General features: G+C 42.9%; 16 protein-coding genes and 1 pseudogene. 3 read left to right on the top strand and 14 right to left on the bottom strand.

What is annotated here, in order from left to right; genetic code table 11:
• The 6 genes and pseudogenes from H6H03_RS26395 to gcvT form a co-directional block, all read right to left on the bottom strand.
• A pseudogene (locus H6H03_RS26395) lies at positions 1-785 on the bottom strand (hypothetical protein); the annotation flags it as partial.
• A 1-nt stretch (position 786) separates the two neighbouring features.
• Positions 787-2,349 (bottom strand): P-loop NTPase fold protein, encoded by a 1,563-nt coding sequence (locus H6H03_RS26400; protein WP_190958022.1) that lies wholly within the window; start codon positions 2,347-2,349, stop codon positions 787-789.
• 237 nt (positions 2,350-2,586) lie between these two features.
• Positions 2,587-2,892, bottom strand: coding sequence for a hypothetical protein (locus H6H03_RS26405; protein WP_190958023.1), 306 nt, complete (start codon positions 2,890-2,892; stop codon positions 2,587-2,589).
• Positions 2,893-3,261: 369 nt separating this feature from the next.
• Positions 3,262-6,195 carry an aminomethyl-transferring glycine dehydrogenase gene (gcvP, locus tag H6H03_RS26410; RefSeq protein ID WP_190958024.1) on the bottom strand — a complete coding sequence of 978 codons (2,934 nt, stop codon included), beginning with the start codon at positions 6,193-6,195 and terminating at the stop codon, positions 3,262-3,264.
• Positions 6,196-6,396: 201 nt separating this feature from the next.
• On the bottom strand, positions 6,397-6,786 hold the full coding sequence (gene gcvH / locus H6H03_RS26415; protein ID WP_190958025.1) for a glycine cleavage system protein GcvH: 390 nt from the start codon (positions 6,784-6,786) through the stop codon (positions 6,397-6,399).
• Between the two features lie 203 nt (positions 6,787-6,989).
• Positions 6,990-8,126, bottom strand: coding sequence for a glycine cleavage system aminomethyltransferase GcvT (gene gcvT / locus H6H03_RS26420; RefSeq protein ID WP_190958026.1), 1,137 nt, complete (start codon positions 8,124-8,126; stop codon positions 6,990-6,992).
• 200 nt (positions 8,127-8,326) lie between these two features.
• Between gcvT and H6H03_RS26425 the strand changes: the two genes are divergently transcribed.
• A complete protein-coding gene (locus H6H03_RS26425; RefSeq protein WP_190958027.1) occupies positions 8,327-8,821 on the top strand; it encodes a pentapeptide repeat-containing protein in 495 nt (164 codons plus the stop codon).
• Positions 8,822-8,918: 97 nt separating this feature from the next.
• Here H6H03_RS26425 and H6H03_RS26430 read toward each other — a convergent pair whose 3' ends face one another.
• The 5 genes from H6H03_RS26430 to H6H03_RS26450 form a co-directional block, all read right to left on the bottom strand.
• The gene (locus tag H6H03_RS26430) at positions 8,919-9,521 is read right to left on the bottom strand and encodes a DUF4129 domain-containing protein (RefSeq protein ID WP_190958075.1); all 603 of its coding nucleotides are present in this window, start codon (positions 9,519-9,521) and stop codon (positions 8,919-8,921) included.
• A 92-nt stretch (positions 9,522-9,613) separates the two neighbouring features.
• Positions 9,614-10,093, bottom strand: coding sequence for a DUF2243 domain-containing protein (locus H6H03_RS26435; protein WP_190958028.1), 480 nt, complete (start codon positions 10,091-10,093; stop codon positions 9,614-9,616).
• 97 nt (positions 10,094-10,190) lie between these two features.
• A complete protein-coding gene (locus H6H03_RS26440) occupies positions 10,191-10,583 on the bottom strand; it encodes a pentapeptide repeat-containing protein (protein ID WP_190958029.1) in 393 nt (130 codons plus the stop codon).
• Between the two features lie 237 nt (positions 10,584-10,820).
• Complete coding sequence (locus H6H03_RS26445; RefSeq protein ID WP_190958030.1) at positions 10,821-11,258, bottom strand: RrF2 family transcriptional regulator; 438 nt, start codon at positions 11,256-11,258, stop codon at positions 10,821-10,823.
• A gap of 531 nt (positions 11,259-11,789) precedes the next feature.
• A complete protein-coding gene (locus H6H03_RS26450) occupies positions 11,790-12,737 on the bottom strand; it encodes a DNA polymerase III subunit delta' (protein ID WP_190958031.1) in 948 nt (315 codons plus the stop codon).
• Between the two features lie 741 nt (positions 12,738-13,478).
• Here H6H03_RS26450 and H6H03_RS26455 point away from each other — a divergent pair.
• A complete protein-coding gene (locus H6H03_RS26455) occupies positions 13,479-15,044 on the top strand; it encodes a phytoene desaturase family protein (RefSeq protein WP_190958032.1) in 1,566 nt (521 codons plus the stop codon).
• A 290-nt stretch (positions 15,045-15,334) separates the two neighbouring features.
• On the opposite strand, the gene H6H03_RS26460 is transcribed toward H6H03_RS26455, so the two are convergent.
• On the bottom strand, positions 15,335-17,788 hold the full coding sequence (locus H6H03_RS26460) for an ATP-dependent Clp protease ATP-binding subunit (RefSeq protein WP_190958033.1): 2,454 nt from the start codon (positions 17,786-17,788) through the stop codon (positions 15,335-15,337).
• A 385-nt stretch (positions 17,789-18,173) separates the two neighbouring features.
• On the opposite strand from H6H03_RS26460, the gene H6H03_RS26465 reads away from it, so the two are divergent.
• Positions 18,174-18,470 carry a DUF3288 family protein gene (locus H6H03_RS26465; RefSeq protein ID WP_190958034.1) on the top strand — a complete coding sequence of 99 codons (297 nt, stop codon included), beginning with the start codon at positions 18,174-18,176 and terminating at the stop codon, positions 18,468-18,470.
• Between the two features lie 266 nt (positions 18,471-18,736).
• On the opposite strand, the gene nifJ is transcribed toward H6H03_RS26465, so the two are convergent.
• Complete coding sequence (gene nifJ, locus H6H03_RS26470; protein WP_190958035.1) at positions 18,737-22,456, bottom strand: pyruvate:ferredoxin (flavodoxin) oxidoreductase; 3,720 nt, start codon at positions 22,454-22,456, stop codon at positions 18,737-18,739.
• 706 nt (positions 22,457-23,162) lie between these two features.
• On the bottom strand, positions 23,163-23,975 hold the full coding sequence (locus tag H6H03_RS26475) for a hypothetical protein (protein ID WP_190958036.1): 813 nt from the start codon (positions 23,973-23,975) through the stop codon (positions 23,163-23,165).

Raw genomic sequence — 23,975 nt, forward strand, 5'->3', positions numbered from 1 at the left:
ATCACCTGTTGCCCATTGGGGGTGACGGCGACGGCATTTACCGAGTAACTATGACCTTTGAGGGTGAATAGTTCCTCCCCTGTTGCCAGATTCCAGACTTTGAGGGTCTTGTCCCATGAGGCAGAAATCACCTGTTGCCCATTGGGGGTGACGGCGACGGCATTTACCGAGTCACTATGACCTTTGAGGGTGAATAGTTCCTCCCCTGTTGCCAGATTCCAGACTTTGAGGGTCTTGTCCCATGAGGCAGAAATCACCTGTTGCCCATTGGGGGTGACGGCGACGGCATTTACCGAGTCACTATGACCTTTGAGGGTGCGGAGTAAGCGTCCCCCTGGTGGTGTTAAGCTTGGGGTCAAGGGACAAAGCCACGAAGTAGTTGTCTTTTGCTTTATTTGTGCTAATAATGCCTGAATCTTTTCTGGCATTTGCTGATTTAGTAATCTTCCGTGCAATTGACTCGCTAATTGTTGCTTATCTGTTACTAAAACATGCGCTGACAGTCTTAATGCCCCTTGAATCAATTTCAGAATTTTTACTTTCTCAAAGTTGTATTCTGAGTAATTTAATGTCTCTTCACTATCAATCAAATCATAATCGTCAATTAGTGGCTGCACTCCGAATTCAGGATGGTTAATCTTGGCAGTGATGAAATCAAAATTAGTCAGTATTGCGTAATACTTCTCTAAGTTTTCCAATTCCACCTGAAGTGATGCATAATTTTTTAGAAAACTGCGTCGGTAGTCGGGCTTCATTGCCGCTAATTTTTCAGCAAGTTTGCCCATCTCATGCTGTCTCCTGCTCATAGTAGGCGTTAATACTTTCAAGAACTTCTTTAAATAACTTTCGCTTTTCATCTAAAAGCGTTTTCTTTGTTAGGAAGTCGAGGAAACTTGCATGATAGATGCCGTAGCATATCTGTTCCTCTATATTCTGCTCCTTTAAATATTCAACCCATTCTTTTAAAATTAATTCCACATCATGTTGCTCCTGTTTAGCGATTGAACCAATCATTTCACCGGAAATTGGCCCAATCCTTACTAAGATAAACAGAATAAATACCTTTGCTTCTTGGGGTTTTTCTTCCATCCCCATACGCTGCCAATGGATTTGATAATATTCTTGCAGACCATGAGGTAATTGCTTTAAACTCAGGTCTTGATAGTCACCTTTAGCAATTCCTGGCAAGACATAGCGCAGGTACATGAAATTATTTTCACTCTTAGTTGCTACCTGCTCAACAAAATCATCCTCATCAATTTTGCGGTCTTGAATCCATTGTCCAAGTGCCTTCTTATGGTCTTCATCGACCTTCAAAAATAACCTAATATACTCTTTGATATCTTCACGGCTCAAATTAACATAGTCATTTGCCCTTAAATCTAGCTCCTCCATCGGGACATCTGGTGCAGACAAGCGTTTTTTATCTATAGTATATGGTCGTCTAGTCAGCAGAAAATAGACACGTTCTGGTAGCGCGGTTGGTAAATCTAAAAGATTTCCCCCAGCTTCTTGCTCCACTTCATCCAAAGCATCAACTACAATTACCAGACGTTCGCTAACAGGAATTTTTTTACTAACTTGTTCTAGTAAATCAGCTAAATTAGCCTTCTCGACATTCTGCAACTGGTAACGCTTAGTTAATTGCTGGCGAATACTTTCAAGAAATAGCTCGGCTCGATTGCTACTAGTTTGGCGAATATTAAAATAGCATGGCGATTTATTGTCCCAGACGTATTTAGCAGCAATGGTACTCTTCCCCATCCCCGCATCACCCACTACTGTAAAATAACCACTGCGATTTTTATTGCAAAATTGCTTAAATGCGTCAAAAACAAACTGACGACCACAAAACGAGCGAATTTTTTCTCTAATTAACGACTTAAATTCTGTTGGATACTCGTCTAAATTCCATTTAGGGAAAGGCTGAAACTCTATTGATTTGCTTCTTTTAGCAACTTTAATAAATATTTCCCCAAACTCCTCCAACTCCGATCGCAGTTCAATTTTCATCAATCGGATATCAAATTCTGAATCTTTCCCCTGCAAAAACTTTTGTACTTCGTTGTAAAAACCTAAAGGATCGTTTGAAGTATAAGCACTCCAAAAAGCATTTTTAATTTCTCTTTCTCGAAAAAGATTCAGCAGTACTTCGGGTTTATCTACACCATACTCAATTAAAGAATAAACATAAACACCATCAACATCTTTAGGCGGTTGTACTGGGTCAAAATTGAATTGTTTTAAAGTTCTAACTACAGTTTCATTGCGTTGAGCTTGATTAATAACTAGAGAAGCCGCAGGTTTAGCAATACTTTTAAGTACATTAACTACAGGGTCAATATTCATCTTCGCTAGCAGTAGAAATAATTTTTACACCTGTAACTTATCCTAACGACAGATGCCAAAATTAAGCAAATACACACATATAATAGCGATACCTTTGGTAAACTGCGCTAACGCACCCTCTCAAACTCTTCCTCCGCGCCCGGTTATTGAGCGAAGTCGAAATACTGCGCCTTTGCGCTTCAATTCTCACACTCATTGCCAAAGCACGTAGACGTAGCCTTTGTAGATATTGCCTAGCTATTTCGAGTTACAAAGCTCAACTTTGACCTTCCGAGGCTCAACTTTGACCTTCCGAGGCTCGACGTTGACCTTCCGAGGCTCGACGTTGACCTTCCGAGGCTCAACGTTGACCTTCTGAGGCTCGACGTTGACCTTCTGAGGCTCAACTTTGACCTTCTGAGGCTCGACGTTGACCTTCTGAGGCTCGACGTTGACCTTCTGAAGCTCGACGTTGACCTTCTGAGGCTCGACTTTGACCTTCTGAGGCTCGACTTTGACCTTCTGAGGCTCAACTATAGCGATTCTCGTTTGGATGCAATACACTTTGACTTTCTCCTAAAAGGCTACGGTGTAGACACAAGCCGAATTACCCCCCTTAATCCCCCCTTGGAAAGGGGGGAAAAAGAAATCTAGTTCCCTCCCCTTTCCAAGGGGAGGGTTAGGGTGGGGTAAAATCCTGGTTAATAAGCTTCTCTCCTAAAAGCAGAGAGGCTTTGAATGTTACTCCCCAACGCTAGTAGGGAAGGGGCTGGAGGTTAGGTCTGTATTCTACTAACCGAAAAGTGGTATGTAAATATTTTTATCTCAAGCAGAAGCGCCCAGCCACAGCGAGAGAGTTTATTCTAAAAAAATCCCCCCAACTTTCTGTAAACGAAAGTTGGGGGGAGCAAATTTTAACTAAAGTGTATGATTTTACGAAGAATAAGCATCCATTGGCAGACAAGAACAAACAAAATTCCTATCGCCAAAGGCTGCATCAATGCGGCTGACAACAGGCCAGAATTTATGTTCGCGCGTCCAAGGCGCAGGGTAGGCAGCTTGTTCGCGAGAATAAGGATGATCCCATTCTCCACTAAGCAAACTTTCAGCAGTATGGGGTGCGTTCTTTAAAAGATTATCTTGGATATCTGCTTTGCCTGATTCTATTTCGGCAATTTCTTGGCGAATAGCAATCAAGGCATCACAAAAACGATCTAACTCTTGTTTAGATTCGCTTTCTGTTGGTTCCACCATGATTGTACCCCCCACAGGCCAGGAAACAGTCGGCGCATGGAAACCATAATCTATTAAACGCTTGGCAACATCATCGATTTCGATCGCCGCAGATTTTTTGAGCGATCGTAAATCTAAAATACATTCATGGGCAACTAAACCATTTTTCCCTTGATATAAAACGGGATAGTAAGATTCAAGTCGCTTGGCGATGTAGTTAGCATTGAGAATTGCCACCTTCGTTGCTTGGGTTAAACCAGCCGTACCCATCATGGCAATGTACATCCAAGAAATCACCAAAATACTCGCACTACCCCAAGGTGCAGCCGCCACAGCACCAAGATGAGATTTTCCGGCTGACTTGTCGATAGTGACAACAGGATGTCCGGGTAGGAACGGTACGAGATGAGACGCAACGCCAATAGGCCCCATACCAGGGCCGCCGCCACCGTGAGGAATACAGAAAGTTTTGTGCAAATTTAAGTGACAAACATCCGCGCCAATATCCCCAGGACGGCAAATTCCGACTTGGGCGTTCATATTTGCCCCATCCATGTAAACTTGTCCGCCGTAGGTATGAACAATTGCACAGATTTCCTTAATTGACTCCTCAAAAACACCGTGAGTCGAGGGATATGTCACCATTAAGGCGGCGAGTTCTGACTTGTGCTTTTCAGCTTTAGCTTTCAGGTCGTCAACGTCAATGTTACCTTGAGAGTCGCAGGCAACTGCCACTACCTTCATGCCGCACATCACCGCACTAGCTGGGTTTGTTCCGTGTGCTGAGGTGGGAATCAAACAGACGTTGCGGTGTTCTTCACCACGGTTTTGATGATATTGGCGAATTACTAAAAGTCCGGCGTATTCACCTTGGGAACCCGCGTTTGGTTGCAGAGAAATTCCGGCAAAACCAGTAATTTCAGCTAACCACGCTTCAAGCTGTTGAAACAGGATTTGATAACCTTGCGTTTGGGATGGTGGGGCAAAAGGATGAATCTTGCCAAATTCTTCCCAAGTTACCGGAATCATCTCAGCAGTTGCATTTAACTTCATTGTGCAGGAACCCAAAGGAATCATCGATGTTGTTAGCGACAAGTCCTTGCTTTCTAGCCTGTGAAGATAGCGCAATAACTCTGTTTCTGAGTGATAGCGGTTAAATACTGGATGAGTTAGGTAACTGCTTTGACGAGGGAAGGGGAGATGGGGAGATGGGGAGATGGGGAGATGGGGAGAAAACCATTCTTCTAAGGTGAAAGGTAGTTCTTTGTTACCTGCGAAAATTGCCAAGATGTCAAGCACATCATCTACTGTGGTAGTTTCATTCAGCGAAATACCAACAGCAGTTTCATCAAAAATCCGCAAGTTAATTTGAAGTTGTTCGGAGGCTGCCACAATATCTTCTAAATTGTGGCTTCCCAGTTCTACTCGCAGCGTATCAAAGAAATGTTCGGAACTGATTTTATAACCTAAACGCTTGAGTCCTTCTGCCAGCAACACCGTCAAGGAGTGGATATTTTCGGCAATTTGCTTGAGTCCCTCTGGCCCGTGATAGACAGCGTACATACTCGCCATCACCGCTAGTAGCACCTGTGCTGTGCAGATATTACTAGTCGCTTTTTCACGGCGGATATGTTGTTCGCGGGTTTGTAAAGCCAGACGCAATGCAGGTTTTCCTAGAGCATCTTTTGATACCCCGACGATTCGCCCTGGAACCGATCGCTTATACTCTTCCTTAGTAGCAAAATACGCCGCGTGAGGCCCCCCAAAGCCCAAGGGTATACCAAAACGTTGGGTGCTACCCACAGCAATATCAGCGCCAAATTCCCCAGGAGGGGTAAGTAAAGTTAAACTTAAGGGATCTGCTGCTACCGTCACCAATGCACCCTGAGCATGGGCTTTTTCAATAAAAGCGCGGTAATCGTAAATGGTGCCATCACTTGCCGGGTATTGCAGAAGGGCACCAAAAATCGGTTCCTCAAAATCAAATGTTTGATGGTCGCCGACAATGATTTTAATCCCCAATGGTTGAGCGCGAGTCTGCAACACATCAATGGTTTGGGGATGGCAGTCACGAGAAACAAAATAGCTATTTGCCTTATTTTTAGAAACGCCATAGCTGAGGCTCATGGCTTCTGCGGCGGCTGTGGCTTCATCGAGTAACGAAGCGTTGGCAATTTCCAAACCTGTAAGGTCGATAATCAGAGTTTGAAAATTCAACAGTGCTTCCAATCTTCCTTGGGCAATTTCTGGCTGGTAAGGAGTGTAAGCAGTATACCAACCGGGGTTTTCTAGGATATTACGTGCAATTACTGGAGGGGTAATACTGTCATAATATCCCATACCAATATATGAACGGAAAACTTGGTTGTTGCTAGCAACTTTTTTTAACAATCCCAGTGCTGCGTATTCACTTTCTGCTTCTGGTAAGTTTAGCGCTTGCTTGACCCGAATTGCCTGGGGTACTGTTTGGTCGATGAGGTCATCTAAACTAGAAAACCCCAAGACTTCAAGCATTTGCTGGATGTCATCAAAGTTGGGGCCAATGTGTCTTGGTGCAAAATTACTTAACTTTTGACTTGTTTCGTTTTGCAGATGGCGATCGCTAGACTTGAAAATAGGGAGATTTGATACCACAAATTACTCTCCAGATGATAGTATATTAATAATATTTTGCAACAAATACTGATAACAAGTGAGTGTAATTTATCAATTTATTTAAATTTGATAACTTAATTTTACTAAGAGTGGGGTATCGGGCATGGGAAGAGGCAGAGGGGCAGAGGGGAAATACTATTGTCACTTCTCCCCTGCTCCCCTGCTCCCCTGCTCCTTTGCCTACTCCCCTTCTACCTGAGCGCGGTATTCATCGGCAGTCAAGGCATCATTTACTTCATCAAGGTCATCGACACGCACTTTTAAAAACCATCCTTCACCGTAGGGGTCATCTGATACTTGTTCGGGGTCTTCAATTAAAGGATCGTTGCGTTCTACGACTGTGCCAGTCACAGGTGAATTTAATTCTTCAACGGCTTTTACTGATTCAATAGTGCCAAATGTATCTCCTTTTGTCACTAAATCACCAATTTCTGGCAGTTCCAAAAACACGATATCGCCCAATTCATTGACGGCAAACTCTGTAATACCAATGGTGGCAATATCGCCATCTAGTCGCACGTATTCATGAGAATCTAAGTATCTAAAATCTTGAGGATATTCAAAAGACATATCACTTCCTCTCCCTTGTCGAACAATTTTTTGCCTTAACAGTCATACTCGCCATATTCAATAATGAACCTTGCTGTAGATTGAGTAACTCACACAAGTGGTGCCAAGCAATGAGTGAAAAAATGTGATTTTCACTTCTTTACTTGGTACTCGGAACTCGGCACCACTGAAAACACATTATTCCTCAAAAACCTCAGCACTTATCAGTTAGCGACACGATTTTTTGAGCGATAGAAGGGACGTTTCACCACAACTGCTGGATAAGCTTTGCCGCGAATCTCAACTTCTAGTTGTTGACCAACAGTTGCTAGCTTGGTGGGAACGTAGGCTAAGGCAATGGGATAACTAAGTGTAGGCGACAAAGTACCACTGGTGACTTCTCCCACAACTTTACCTGCTGAGAGAATTTGGTAGCCATGACGAGCAATGTTACGTCCTTGGGTTTGCAAACCTACCAAGCGGCGCTGCACTCCAGCAGCTTTTTGCTGTTCTAAAACTGCTCGACCAATAAAATCGCCTTTGGTGTCTAGGTGAACTAGCCAGCCCAAACCTGCTTCTAAAGGTGTGGTGGTGTCGTCGATGTCTTGCCCATAAAGTGCCATTGCTGCTTCTAGCCGCAGGGTATCTCTCGCACCGAGTCCACAGGGGATAACGCCAGCATTATAAAGACTTTGCCACAATTCTACTGCCACATCAAGATCTACCATCACCTCAAATCCATCCTCTCCGGTGTAGCCTGTACGGGCTATGAAGGCTGGTTTACCCAATACTGTTGCTTGGAGGTGACCAAATGCTTTGATTGGTTGTAAGTCTTCCTCTACTATGGGTTGGAGATATTTAATCGCTTTTGGCCCTTGCACGGCAATTAAGGATTTTTCTGGTGAAAGGTCTTGGAATTGCACTTCATTTGGCTCAAGGTGTTGCAATAGCCATGCTTTGTCTTTGCCAGTAGTTGCCGCATTGACTATAATGAATGCCTTTTGCGTACCAGTGGTATCTTCACCTTGATAATAAACAATAATGTCGTCAATAATTCCCCCTTGGGGATTTAACAAGACAGTGTATTGTGCTTGACCAGGTTGCAACCGACTTAAGTCTGAAGGTACCAAAGACTGGAGTTGGGATATGAGGTTTTTACCTTGGAGAGTAAATTTACCCATGTGGGAAATATCGAACATGCCAGCTGTATTTCTTACAGCTTCATGTTCGCGGCTAATCCCACTAAATTGTACGGGCATTTCCCAACCACCAAAGCTGGTAAAGCGTGCTTTGAGTTCCACACCCAATTGATATAAAACAGTCCGCGCCAATGATTGGGCGTTATCTTCTTGATTAACCACAGGTATTTATGCGATCGCACCTCAACATCTCTCTATCCTACGAGATGCTTTCCTGTTTGAGAGAATAGTTTAACGTAACAAAAGCCTCGGCAATCAGAACATAGAATTCAGAATTCACCACTCCCAACTCCTAACTCAGCACTCTCTACTGAGGTTTAATAGTTAATGGTGGAAATGTTGAGATTTGTTAATTTAACATTATGAAGTATCCGCAAATACTAGCTAGCTTTGTCTTAGCTATAGCTCTTTTTGTTTTTCCCCTCTCGGCGCAAGCTGCAAGTTCTTCCAGCATTACCCGTTCTGCTGGAGAGGACTTTCAGAGCAAAGATTACTCTGGCCAAAGTTTAATTGGCACTGAATTTACCAATGTCGATTTAGAAAATGCTAACTTTAGCAATGCCGACTTACGCGGTGTTGTGTTTAATGGTACTGTGTTAGAGGGAGTGAATCTGCATGGTGCAGATTTTAGTAATGGCATAGCCTACTTGGCAAGATTTAAGAACGCTGATTTAGGTGATGCAGTCTTGAGCGATGCAATGATGCTGCGCTCTACATTTGATAATGTCGATATTACTGGCGCTGATTTTACGAATGCAGTTTTAGATGGAACACAAGTGAAAAAGCTCTGTACAAAGGCGAGTGGTGTCAATTCTAAAACTGGTGTGGATACGCGTGAATCTTTAGGATGTAGGTAGAAGTTAACAACCCCTTCTTCTTTGTTGGTGGAGAAGGGGTTGTTTAATTATTTTCGCTTTGGACTTCCAATAAAAAAAAGAAGGGAGTAATGCATTTTCATTCTGACGAAATTTCCCGGTAAGCTTGCCGACACTGCTCGTAGTTGTCTGGTAGAATCTCAGCATTACCAAAACATAATTGTTCGTGAGTGGTAATTAAAGTTTCATAGGGCTGTATGGGACTCACTGACGATCGCAATAATTGTAGATATTCTCCATCTGTACGGCTTTTTTTATGAGGTGCGATCGCTTGCTGATGCAAATGCTGTAACATCGCTAAATAAAGACAACGGCAAGCTTCACGGTAATTACCTTGACGGTAAAATTTTTGCGATCGCTCTAACAAAACGCCAATGGATGACTCATTAGAGTTATTTTTTACACCAAAATCAGTAAAATTTCGTCCCCTACTCAGCCAAGAATATAAGTAGGGGCTGAATTCTCGCCATAATCGCCAAGCTACCCAAGCTACAAATAAGCCTAATATCACCCAAAACAGAAATTTCAGTAACTCACCTACCCAAGGGCTAATTGACCATCCATCGGGCAATTCTGGCAAAGACCTCTCCAAGCGGTAAAACTGGTATTCCCACCATTCTCCTACTTGTTGTTGAAATTGAGAAAGCTGCCAATTCCAGTTAGTTTTTTCAAAAGCATCCATATGGGGAAGGTGGGGAGGTGGGGAGGAGATAAGGGAAACAAGGGAGATAAGGGGAATAAATCCTGACTTTCCAGTCATCAGTCCCCAGTCCCCTATTCAATTGAGTCTTTTTTTATCATTATCCAGCCGATAACGGCAAGTAGCCCACCGAATGCAAGAAATCCTAGATCCCAAGCTAATTGATTTGGGCCTGGTTTAACATGATGGATACCGAGAATTTGATGGTCAATTAATCCTTCAACTACATCGAATAACCCAGCACCAATAAGTATTGAACCAAGAAAGGTCTGTGATGACCAAGGAACATCATCACGCCCTCCGGCACGCCATAGTAAGATTATTCCTGCTACAGTTAGTACCCAATCGAAAGCATGGAATAACCCATCCCATATCATATTTAAATCTTCATTAGCAACATTTGTCAGAGGTCGAATGTTGCTCAACATGTGATGCCACTGGAGTAACTGATGCAGTAAAATACCATCAACAAACCCTCCAAGACCCAAACCAAGAACAATCCCTGCAATAATCAAGGGTGTCCTTTGCTTGAGGGTTGTATTCTTCGCCTCCATGTTCAACCTCATAGATCGATTTTTTACCAAAATAGAATTGTTTTGGTAAATATATCTTCTATCTTGAGGCAAGTGCGATCGCTCAATTTCAAATTAGTCAATCTTGAATTTTAATTTGCATACCTGCTTGGGCTGGGTCAAAATTTTCGGGAAAATGGGTATTGCGATCGTAATCTGCTTTTTCAAGGTTCGCTCCTTCGAGATTGGCTTGATGAAGATTAGCAGACATTAACAATGCTCCCCTGAGATCGGCATCTCTCAAATTAGCTTGACTCAGATCGGCAAAGCTCAAATCAGTTCCCCTTAAATTAGCACCCCTCAAATTAGCTTCACTCAAGTCAGCATAGCTGAGGTCAGATCCCCTCAAATTAATACCTTGTAAATCAGCATTACCCAATTCTGCTTTACTAAAGTCTCGTTTTCCTGCTGCATACCTCTCCACAACATTAGCAGCATTATTAACGGGTTGTTGAGAATTGATTTGAGACATATAACAGCCTCACAGGCTATATCATTATTACTTTTACTAAGGATTACATCATAAAAAATGCCTAGTTACACATTTGAGATAACAAATTTTTCAAAACTCTAGCTTAAATAGGCTATCGGGCATGGGGAATGGGTAAAGGTTAAATTTATCCCTTTTTCCTTTAACCTTTTCCCCTTGTCTTCCCCACTCCTCTGTATGACAGAGTGATGCTTCTGGTTTTTCGGTAGTTGAACTCTGTTAAATGTAATACATCAGTTCCTTCTGTTGTCGGATTGTTCTCCGTTCACAAAGGTCTTGAAGTGTATATTTTTCCAATACTGAGTTAGCAGCTTGACGTGCTTCCTGCCAAACTTCCTGAATTAGCTCACCTTCCACTGTGCTGGGAGGCGGTTCACAAGCAGAGACAACAGCATCCGACCCTTCCATGCAAGTAAAAGCATCCAGTACTGTGATTGTCCTGGGATCTCGTGCCAAAACATAGCCACCTTTGGCTCCGCGTATGCTCTTAATCAAACCTCCACGCCTTAATGTTGCCAGGAGTTGTTCTAAGTAGCGGTTCGGTATATCTTGTAATGCTGCTATCTCTCTGATTTGCAGTGCGTCACCGTTAGGGTAGCAAGTTGCCAACTCTAACAGGGCTAGAAGTGCGTATTCTGATTTGTTAGAGATTACCACAAGCCTAATAGTAATATTTTAAACTCACACCTAAATATACAAAGTCAGTGAATCTATTTCCCTAAGCTATTGCTAAGAAAAACTTGACAATCAACTGATTGTTGACCGGCTAACTCCACTTTAAAGACTTTCAAGTATAGAAACAATTATATTATTTTTTTAATTCAATAAATAAAAATGATTAATAAAAGAGGTATTGGGCATTGGGGATTGGGGATTGGGCATTGGGCATTGGGCAAAGAATGATCCCTCCTTTTCCCTTTCCCCTTGCCCAAGCTATCTAAGGGTCAAGGATTCTCACGGGTTTAAGCTCCACTCCAAAATTTTTGATTTGGTGTCCTGCAATCAGTGTAGGTCTGTTCGCGCAGCCTCTCGTAGAGAAGAGAAGCCTACACTGCAAGAGCAACCTTCTGCCTTCTGCCTTCTTCACCTTGTGAATAATCATAAAATTAGCATTGGTATGGTAGTTATCAGGAATTAGAGTTTATATAACTGTGAATATATTGGGCGATCGCTCTCATAAATAGAGTGTTAATTCTTACACATATATAAAAACAAACATTCCCAAACTAGCCGTGGTTGAGCGTAAGCAAGTAAGTATTTACGAGCTTGTTCTAGCTGCTCGATCGCCTTGGTTTGATGCCACTGCTGCCAGTAAAATTGCTGAAGATAATCAACTAACCATAGTTGTGCTTCTGTATCTAAATCTTTGTCAATTTTCTTGGCTAGCTCCAAAGCATTGCGGTAGGATTTGGGGGCTTTTTTCAAGTCTTCAAGCAATTCCGAGGGAATAGCTTGTAATTGCTCGTAAGATGCGATCGCACTTCCCGCACTGCCAGCTGCTATATTCAAGACTGCCTGATGTTGCAAAATTTCCTGATGACCTGTTTGTGTAAGTACAACAGCTAAAGACTGTGCATCTAAGCGATAAAAAGGAATGCGCTGACAGCGCGACACCAAAGTTGGCAACACAGACTCAACTGTAGGTGCAATTAAAATTAACGTTGCTTGTCCTGGTTCTTCTAAAGTTTTCAGCAAAGCGTTCGCCGCTGCTTCTGCCATTGTTTGGGCTTCCTCCAGCACTACCACATTCCTTGGTGCTTCTAGAGGTGGACGACTGAGAAACTCAGTTATTTCCCGAATTTGTTCTAGTCGAATTACAGGTGGTGCTTTACGCTTGAGTCCTTTTTCAGCCGCTTGTGCTGCTGTAAATCGCTGTCCTTGGTATTGATAAGTTGGTTGCACCCACAATAAAGCCGGGTGGTTGCCTTGACGCAAACGGTTTTGTAAAGCGCTAGTGATTTCCATCCCACTAGAAAATAGCAATTCCACAAAGCACCTGGCTGCTAAACTCCTACCTACACCATCTGGGCCGACAAATAAATAAGCTGGAGCAACCCGGTTTTGTCTAACAGCTTGAGTGAGCAATTCTATGGCTTGCTGTTGTCCTACAAGTGGTGCAAATGGGTAATTGGGCATTGAGAATTGGGCATTGAGCATAGGTCAATTGTAATCTGTAAAACAGTAAATTCAGTATTATAGTTTCTTGCAATTATAAAGACGATTAGTTCAAATTTAATGGTAATTTTTGAGGCTTTAAGTTAGCAAGAATATCCTTTTAATTAGTTACTATACTTATTTAGCAAGTATCATTTTCACTAATTTCAACTAAAGAGATCTTTTATAAAGAAAAGCAAACATTGTCAAACAATTCTTGCCAGGTTAGATAATCTGAATACATAGACGATGAACAAAAAAGCTTAGATTATTAAATTATCGCCGCCTAATGATGTGCAAGTTTTCTAAAAAGATTTGCAGCGGGATTATGCGGCTACTTTAAACACCCTTCAGGGCATCTAAATGTCAATTATTTGTTTGGTAAAAAGTGCCGCAACTAAATATCAAAACATTTGGTGATGATCGAATTACCACTGTCATCGAGAAAAATCCTTACACCCTCTACTGAATGATTATTCTATAGCAGCTGCCAGCTGGATTAGGACATAAACCGATCGTCACACCTCGACACCAACAGAAATTTAAGCCTGTTGCCTGTTGCCTATTGCCTGTTCGCTGCCATAGCTAATTTTCATAAGCGTGAAAACTGCAAAGCTAGATGAAAAAATACTGAGTATTTTGCCATTTTGACAAGTCAAAAACAGCGATCAAAAACCATAACACCGAAATCAAGATAAATCAATATTGCCAAAGGAAGCTGAGATGGAAATCTTCGATTATGTGATTCTAGGAGCCGGACTGGGTGGACTTTCTGCCGCAGCTTGTTTAACCCGACAAGGCTATCGAGTAGCAGTTTTAGAACAACATTATTTACCTGGTGGATGTTGTCACACTTTTGATTATGGAGAATACAGTTTTTGTGCTGATGTTCATTATATTTCTCAATGTGGTGCTGAACAGACCATAGGTCAATTTCTCGACTATCTTGACCAAGATATACCCTTTAATAGCCTCGATCCTAACTGTATTGATCGCGTCATTACACCAGAGGTAGATTTTAAAATACCTTTGGGATGGGAAAATTTGCGATCGCGTTTACTTTCCACATTTCCAGAAGAAGCTAACGCAATTAACCATTATTGCAATGAAATTCAACAACTCCACCAAGAAATTCGCAATTTGGTACAGGAAGTACACTGGTTCGATCGCAAATTATCTGATTGGTTGAAGTTACCAAAATACTTTAATTTATTTTGCAAGCGGAAGTGGACACTACAAGATTTATATAACGATGTGAGATTATCGCCTAAACTACAAGCAGTGTTGGCGGGACAAAGTGGCGACTATGCACTACCACCTGAAGAAATTGCCCTACTCACCCACACTTCTCTAGTTTGGGACTACTCACAAGGCGCTTACTATCCAAAACATCACTTTAAACATTTTGTTAACACCATTGCAGATGTAATTACCGCAGGTGGAGGTGTAATTAAGTATTCCAGCCCAGTTAACCATATTCAAGTTAGCAACGGCAGTGTTCATAGCGTACTTGCCGATGGAATTACCTATCGCGCCAGCAAAGCTTATATCAGCGACCTCGACCCCAAATTAACAGTAGAGTTGATGCACGATTTTGAAGCTTTGAGTTACAAAGAACGTCAACGCCTCACCCGTTACGAATACTCAGCTAGTGCTTTTAATATTTACCTGGGTTTAGATAGCCGCTTCGATCCTCAACGCTACGGCATCGGTAACTGGAATGTTTGGTATTATCCTACAGGCAACCTCAACAAAGAATATCGACAACAATTGCAGGGAGACCTCAGCCATCCGTGGATTTTTCTCTCGTGTCCGACGATGAAATCCAGCGAACCAGGAATGGGGCCAGAAGGACATCATGTTTTAGAGATTGCTACTGTCTGTTCCTATGAACCATTTGAATCTCTGCATAAAACCGACCCAAAAGCCTATAAAGCCAGAAAACGGGAAGTTTATCAGCAGATGATGACAAGCGTGCGAGATTTGATTCCAGATGTGGACAACTACGCCCGCATGAAAGTTTACGGTACCCCCACCACCAGCGAATTTTATCTCGGACAACCCCAAGGTAATATTTATGGTGCAAAATTAGTGCCAAAACAAGTTGGTTTAAATCGTTTGGGATATGTCACGGAATTACCGAACTTGTTTTTGGTAGGGGCGAGTGCTGGATATCCGAGTGTACCGGGTGTAATTGGTAATGGAATGGATGTAGTGGAACTGTTGACAGGGCGATCGCCACGTCGGAAACTTGAAATAACCCCGCCTTTGGTGGGAGTTGGTATATAGCAGGCAATAGGCAAAGAAAGTCTTTTGGTGTCACAGCTACAAAGCCGAATCAAAAATCTGCTGTGCGGTCAGTTTCAGTTCTGGGAAACAGGGAGAATAAAACAATAAGCCCTATGATTAATGCCTAAAAAAAAGCCCCTGGTATTTCTACCAGAGGTGAAACATATAATACCATTTCACTTGATGTTTGTCTGAGATGCCCCTGTTTTTGCCTCTGCCTAAACAAGAGGCTAGAGTGTTCCTAAAATATTACCGCAAAAAGTGATTAGGTATAAATATTAGCCAACACATTAGCCAACATTTGCCAATAGCAACTCTCTTTTTGCTGATTTTTGGACTCTGACTTGAGAGTCATCATCAACATCAACAATCGCTCTGTCTCCATCTACAATTTCACCTGACAACAGGGCTTCGGCGAGAGAATCTTCCAAAAGCCGCATAATTGCTCGGCGTAATGGTCTAGCGCCATAGCTGGGATTATAGCCTTCTTGTACCACGCGTTCTTTGAAGCGATCGCTAACTTCTAAAGTAATTCCTTTTTCCGTTAAGCGCTTAGCAACATCACGGAGCATGATCTCAGCAATTTGCTTGACTTCATCCTTAGAAAGCTGGGTGAAGACGATAATTTCATCAAGACGGTTGAGGAACTCAGGACGGAAATAACCTTTGAGTTCTTCATTTACCAAGTTGCGAATGCGGTTGTAACTAGCGTCGGCTTGGGTGTCAAAATCAAAGCCTAAACCATTACCACCTTTTTCAATCACCTTGGAACCGATGTTAGAAGTCAAAATGATCAGCGTGTTCTTGAAATCGACTTTGCGACCTTTGGCATCGGTTAGTTGTCCGTCATCCAAGATTTGCAGCAGCATATTGAATACATCGGGGTGTGCTTTTTCAATTTCGTCGAAAAGCAGCACTGTGTATGGTTTGCGCCGCACCATCTCAGTTAGCTGTCCGCCTTCGTCGTATCCTACATAACCAGGAGGTGAGCCAATTAATTTGGATACGGTGTGGCTTTCCATGTATTCGGACATGTCTAAGCGAATCATCGATTCTTCCGAACCAAAGAAATAGGCAGCCAACGCCTTAGCTAATTCTGTTTTACCAACGCCAGTGGGGCCAGAAAAGATAAAGCTAGCGATGGGACGATTGGGATTTTTTAAGCCGACGCGGGCGCGACGAATGGCACGAGACACAGATGTGACTGCTTGCTCTTGGCCGATGAGGCGCTGGTGGAGAGTGTCTTCTAAGTGCAGAAGCAACTCTGATTCAGATTCAGTCAGCTTGTTGACTGGTACACCAGTCCAAGAAGCCACGATTTGGGCGATGTCTTCTTCGTCAACTACAGCAGTATTGAGATTTTTCTCACTTTCTGCTATTTCACTTTGCAGTTTTGCTGTGAGTTCTAATTCTTGGTCGCGCAGTTGTCCAGCTTTATCAAAATCTTGGGCTTTAACTGCTGTTTCTTTGGCTTTGGTCACCCCAGCGAGTTCGCGCTTGAGTTCTCTATTGGTAGAACTTTGGGAGTTCCGCAGGCGAACGCGGGAGCCAGCTTCATCAATTAAGTCTATTGCTTTATCTGGCAAAAAGCGATCGCTAATATAGCGGTCTGACAACTTGGCTGCTGCTACCACTGCCGCGTCAGAAATTGTGACTTTGTGGTGCTGTTCGTAAGCGCCGCGCAAACCGTAAAGAATTTGTACGGTTTCTTCAACTGATGGTTCGCCGACCATAATCGGTTGGAAACGACGTTCTAGGGCGGCATCGCGTTCGATATGCTTACGATATTCATCGAGGGTAGTTGCGCCGATGCACTGGAGTTCGCCCCGTGCTAAAGCGGGTTTGAGGATGTTAGCTGCATCCAAGCCGCCTTCTGTACCACCGGCGCCGACTAAGGTGTGAATTTCGTCAATCACCAAGATGATATTGCCTACAGAACGGACTTCTTCTACTACTTTTTTGATCCGTTCTTCAAAATCGCCACGGAAGCGAGTTCCAGCCACTAATAAACCCATATCCAGGCTGATGACTTGCTTATCTTGTAACGATTCGGGGATATCTTGATTAACAATACGTTGAGCTAGACCTTCAGCGATCGCAGTTTTACCAACTCCTGGTTCCCCAATCAACACGGGGTTATTCTTAGTGCGGCGACCGAGAATTTGGACAGCACGCTCAATTTCCTTCTCGCGACCGACTACAGGGTCGAGTTGACCTGCTTGTGCTAATTTGGTCAGATTTCTGCCAAACTCTTCCATTGTTAGCGTTTGGGCACGCTTTTGATTACCACCACCAGCGAAAGCCGGTGAATTTTCACCCAAACGGCGAATAATCGCACTGCGGACAGTTTTGAAATCAACCCCTAGATTTTGGAGTACTTTGGCGGCGACACCTTCGCCCGCCTCTGTTAATCCTAAAAGTAAGTGTTCAGTATTAATGTAATTCTGTCCCAAACTATGAGCTTCTTTAAACGATTGCTCAAAGAGGCTTTTCACCTTAGGAGTAAAAGGAATTTCTGGCGGTACAAAGCCAGAACCCCTACCAATAATTTTTTCTACCTCGCGGCGTGCGTCTTTTAGAGTAACGCCTAATTCGGCCAACACTTTAGCAGCAACCCCAGTTCCTTCTCCCATCAAACCCAGGAGAATTTGTTCAGTTCCTACGAAGTTGTGTCCCAGGCGACGGGCCTCCTCCTGAGCTAGCATAATTACTCTAATGGCTTCGGAAGTGAAGTGTTCAAACATAGCGGGTTATTGCTCCCTTGCTGCTTCGACTTTGGGTGATATAAAATTCACCCTCATCTAAAGATTTTTGTATTTTCTTATGGACTAATGTAACTTTATTTAAATTTGACTGGCAGTGGTGAGAGCCGTAAGACCTCAGGTGTAGTTGCCGTCTAATAATTAAGTGAGGAGTTAGGAGTGAGGAGTTAGGAGTTAGGACTAAGTAATGAGTCATCAATTTTACAATTGATTTTTCAGTGCAGAAGATGATTTCTTTTGCCTTTTCTGCTCCTCTGCTCTGGGCTAAACTTAAAAACTAAGACTCAGCACTCCTAACTCCTAACTCCTAACTCCTAACTCCTAACTCCTAACTCCTAACTCCTAACTTAATTATTCAGGAATTACGATGAGTGAAGCAACGGGCGGTAAAGATCAACAGCACCCTCTTTATAATCGCGATCGCCCCCTTATTGATATTTTACTCGCTCAACAAGCGACAGAATATAATTTAGCAGAATTAGCTAGATTGCGAATTCGTTATCAAGGCTTTCCAGGGGCGAGAGACATTCAACAAGATTTAGATAAAGTCTTGCAGCAGTGGGGTTTGACGGAAGCTCAGCTTTTTGAAAAAACTCGTCAACTACATGACTTGGGCGGTATTTATAAAAGTCGCGGCAAGAAAGAAGAACAGGATTGGAATTAGGGCAGAGGGGCAGGGGGCAGGGGGCAGGGGGCAGGGGGCAGGAGGCCTGATGACAAAAAATCCTTCAGGGGTGGGTTTAAAGCCCAGCAAGAAAAAAGATTTATGTCGAGACGCGCAGCGCCAGACAGACTAATGGTGTCCTTGTTTCAATCTCATGCTTTTGAGCGTGGGTAACATAGCTGCCTTCTGCATAGCTGCCTTCTGCCTCCTGCCTTCTGCCTTCTGAAAAAACTAATGTTGTTTGTCAGGAAAATCAGGACAGATATTCAAAGAACCTCGCGTTTTGCCAGATATTGGTACATCTGCCAACGTGCATTTACCTCGGCTTGGGCTTGTTGTAATAAGTGCTTGGCAAGTTCGGGTTTGCTCTTAGCGAGGATTTTGAAGCGATTTTCTTGATACATGGAATGTTCTACCGATTGTGTTGGCGATCGCATATCCAATTGCAAGGGATTTTTACCTTGTTTTTGCAACTCTGGATTATGCCGATACAACAACCAACGACCTGATTCTACCAAAGCTTTTTGATGATTCATCCCTGTAGTCATATTAATGCCGTGGGCGATGCAATGGCTGTAAGCAATAATCAACGATGGCCCATCATAAGCTTCTGCTTCTAAAAATGCCTTGAGGGTATGTTCATCTCTAGCACCCAAGGCTACACTCGCTACGTAGACATTTCCGTAGGTCATGGCAATCATACCCAAATCTTTCTTTGGTGCAGGCTTGCCACTGGCGGCAAATTTGGCAACTGCGGCTCGTGGCGTAGCTTTGGAAGATTGACCGCCTGTATTAGAATACACTTCTGTATCCATCACTAAAATATTGACATTGCGACCACTCGCTAACACATGGTCGATACCACCAAAGTCAATATCATAAGCCCAACCGTCACCGCCAACAATCCAAACGCTTTTTTTCACTAAGTAATCTGCAAGGGATTTGAGATTTTGGATTTGGGCATGGGGGAGCCACTGCGGTCTTGGGGTCTCCCCAAGTGGAGCAAGTGGCGTCATTGGGGATGGGGCATGGGATAATAGTTCATCTAGCTTTTGTTTTAATAGTGCTACCCGTTCTCGTTGTTCCCAAATGTCAGCTTCAGTGTTTTGTTTGGCGTTGAGAATAGACTGTATCAACTCCTGAGGTATTCCCAATTCCCCATGCCCTATACTTCGGCTACGCTCAGTAAAAGTGCCCCATGCTCCACTCTCCAATTGTTGCAACAGTTCTGCCGCAAATTCAGCTTGTTTATCCACAGATAAACGAAAACCAAAACCGAATTCGGCGTTATCTTCAAATAAATTATTAGACCATGCAGGACCGCGTCCTTGGGCGTTAGTTGTCCAGGGAGTTGTGGGGAGGTTACCGCCATAAATTGAGGAACATCCTGTAGCATTGGCGATGACGGCGCGATCGCCAAACAATTGTGTTAATAATTTTAAGTAAGGTGTCTCCCCACAACCCGCACAAGCACCAGAAAATTCAAATAAAGGTTCTTGCAATTGTTGTTGGCGAATTTGGTTTAATTTCAACTGCCGTCTATCAGGATTGGGTAAACTTAAAAAGAAATCCCAATTTTTTTGTTCTTGTTCCCGCAATGGCAATTGTTGTGCCATATTAATCGCTTTACGCAATGGGTCAGATTTATTTTTGGCAGGGCAAATTTCTACACAAATTGCACACCCAGTACAATCTTCTGGAGCTACCTGAATGGTAAACTTTTGATTGGCAAAGTCTTTATCTTTGGCATTAATTGACTTGAAGGTTTCTGGTGCATTCACTAACTCATCGTTTTGATAAGCCTTCGCACGGATAGCACTGTGGGGACAAACCATCACACACTTACCACATTGAACGCAGACATCCGGCTCCCACACAGGTATCTCTTGGGCAACGTTACGTTTTTCCCACTTAGCAGTACCCACCGGAAAGGTGCCGTCAGCTGGTAATGTGCTGACAGGTAAATCGTCACCTTCCCAAATCATGATTTTACCTAAAACTTCCTGCACAAATTCGGGAGCGGAGTCTAGGGATTTTGGATTTTGGATTTTGGATTTTAAATTGTTGATTGTTTGTGGGACATCTACTTTATGTAAGTTGTCTAAGGTGTTGTCTACAGCTTGCAAATTCATGCGGACAACTTCTGCACCTTTTTTACCGTAAGTCTTTTCGATCGCTTGTTTGATTTTAGCGATCGCTTCTTCTTGTGGCAACACACCCGCTAAGGCAAAGAAGCACACTTGCATGATAGTGTTAATTCTGCCACCCATACCACTTTCACGGGCGACTTGATTGGCATTAATTACATATAACTTCAGCTGTTTATCAATAATTTGCTGCTGTACCTTTGGCGGTAAATTTTCCCAGACGCTATCTGCATCATACGGACTATTCAGCAAAAAAGTTGCCCCGTGGGTAGCAGCTTTTAAAATATCTATGCGTTCCAGAAATCCCCAGTGATGACAACCGATAAAGTTAGCTTGGTCAATTAAATAAGTGGAGCGAATTGGCTCTTTGCCAAACCGCAAATGAGAAACGGTCATCGAGCCAGATTTCTTAGAATCATAGACAAAGTAACCCTGGGCATAATTATCAGTTTCTTCACCAATAATCTTGATGGAGTTTTTGTTAGCGCCAACTGTACCATCTGAACCCAACCCATAGAACATTGCCCTCACAACACCATTTGATTCTGTAGAGAAATTGGGGTCAAAGTCCAGAGAAGTGTGAGTAACGTCGTCATTAATCCCAATAGTAAAATGATTTTTCGGTTGACTTTGGGCAAGGTTATCGAAAATCCCCTTCACCATCGCCGGCGTAAATTCTTTAGATGAAAGACCATAGCGACCACCAACTACTTGAGGCAGAGGGGAAAGAGGTAATTTTTCATTCTCCCAATGCCCAATGCCCCATGCCCCATGCCCCATACCCCATGCTTCATGAATAGCAGCCACCACATCGAGATACAATGGCTCACCGGCGCTACCTGGTTCTTTGGTGCGGTCGAGAACGGCGATCGCTTGTACACTACTAGGTAATGCTGCCACAAATCTGTGGACATCAAAGGGGCGATAAAGTCGCACTTTCACCACACCGACTTTTTCACCACGGGCGTTGAGATAGTCTACTGTTTCATGGACAGTTTCACAGCCAGAACCCATGAGAACGATGACGCGATCGGCATCCCTAGCGCCATAATATTCATAGATTTGGTAATGCCTGCCTGTGCGTTCTCCAAACCTGTCCATCATTCGCTGCACAATTTCGGGACAGGCGTTGTAGTAAGGGTTAGCGCCTTCACGAGACTGGAAGTAGACATCGGGATTTTGGGCAGTACCCCGCAATACTGGGCGGTCTGGGGTGAGGGCGCGGCTGCGGTGGGCGAGTATTAGATTATCATCGATGAGCGATCGCAAATCATCATCTGAGAGCAATTTGACTTTCTGCACTTCATGGGAGGTGCGGAAACCATCAAAGAAATGCATAAATGAGACCCGCGCCTCTAGGGTAGCAGCATGGGCGATGAGAGCAAAGTCTTGACTTTCTTGCACCGAAGCAGAACATAATAAGGCAAAACCAGTAGCCCTAGTTGCCATTACGTCGCTATGGTCGCCAAAAATTGATAAAGCATGAGTAGCCAGGGAGCGTGCTGCAACGTGAATTGTCGCGCTAGTTAATTCGCCAGCAATTTTGTAGAGGTTGGGTATCATCAACAATAATCCCTGAGATGCCGTAAAGGTGGTACTCAAGGAACCCGTTTGCAATGCTCCGTGTACAGCAGCTGCGGCTCCTCCTTCGCTTTGCATCTGCACAACGCTGGGAACAGTTCCCCACAAGTTAGGGCGACCTTCCGCCGACCAAGCATCTGCCCATTCACCCATTGCTGAAGAGGGGGTGATAGGATAAATGGCGATCGCTTCATTTAATTTGTAAGCAACACGGGCAACAGCTTCATTCCCGTCGATAGTTGCAAAGGTTTTGTTCATAATTTGATTTTTTCCTCAGCCGTTGAATTTTAGATTTGAGATGTTTTCTCTTGGTTTTGTCAATCCATCTGCGACAATCATTGTTCAAATTGATATAAATAGAAAATTATAAATAGTCAGATTTATAAAGTTAGCCCATTAAATGCATTAACTTTAAACCTAAATATTTATGAGTAGGACTTGCCCCTTGTTTTCAGGATGATTTATTAAAAAAATCAACAGTGCCACCTGCATTTATAGGCATCCAGTTCGCTTAAAAAATCTGAAGATTAGCACGCTGTTTGCTTATTGCCTATTGTCTGCTTATGCTAGAAAGTTAACTTTCAATAAATCTTGCAAATATTAGTATCTCATTTACAATATTGCATCTATTAATATGTATTAATTATGTACTCAATAATCAAAGTTGTGATGAGATAAGGCTTTCCAGCGGTTGATTATTTTTTGTGGGGTATGGGGTCGGGGATATTGGATATTTGAGGTTGCGATCGCGCTTGTAACAGCTTAACGTATATATAGCAGGCAATAACTTGGAAAGTCTCTGGTTATTTAAAAAAGTATTTTTCACAACTAAAGCTATTCCTGGCTAAGTGAAGTATAGACAAAATGTTTTTAAACGCAAAGGAACGCAAAGTTAAACGCAGAGGTACACAGCGAAAAGTTTGAGCGCCGGCTTCCGGCGATCAAAGCTTTTCAAGACAGAGGTTTACCGAATTTGATTAAAGTTACCACCCCCAAATGTAGTAAAACCACGGGACTTTAAAGATTGAGCGATCGCATTTTCAGCCGATTGTTTATAATCTTCCTTTTTCTTCTCTTCGAGTTCCTTATCTTCATCACTAAATGAATCTTGACTCAAAGATTTTATCGTCTCATCAATTATCTGCTCAAAACCACCAGGCGATTGTTCGATTTCCTCTGTCAAATCCCGTAGTTTAATAACAATTTCTTGCAGATATTCTTCCATGTTTGCCGAAGAAAAAACCTCTTGTAACTTCTTAGGTAGTTCTTCAAGTTCTTCGGCTTGTAGTGTTTCTCTTAAGTGATGTAGATGCGATCGCGTACTTTCAACTTGAGTACAATTTTCCGAAATAGATTCACTTAAAAAGTCCTGAAATTGGGTATATATATTAACAAAAGCAATTTTGGCAGCTTCAGGATTATTTTGTAAATCTTCAATTTTATCACCCAAAAGTGAGGAAAGAATGTTTGAAACTGATGGAGTTTGCTTAGATTCTGGAGGAGATTTTTCTGAGGTTTCCGTTGAGGATAACATCAGATTAGAGACAGCGATTTTTGCTTGCGCCATCGCCTGATGAATTTCATTTTCAAGGTATGCTTTTGCTGCTGACTCTGGAATTTCAAAATTAGCGATCGCAACTTGCGTGACTTTCTTTTGCGTGCCAGTCAGGGTAGAAATGATAAACCGACCCCTAGATAATTTGTGGTTTTCAGGAATCAGAAAATAACGCTGATGCTTAGAATCAGTCCAGAATGTTAGTTGATTTTTAGTATTCAT

It is taken from the genome of Nostoc paludosum FACHB-159, from assembly GCF_014698835.1.
GTDB lineage: Bacteria > Cyanobacteriota > Cyanobacteriia > Cyanobacteriales > Nostocaceae > Nostoc > Nostoc paludosum.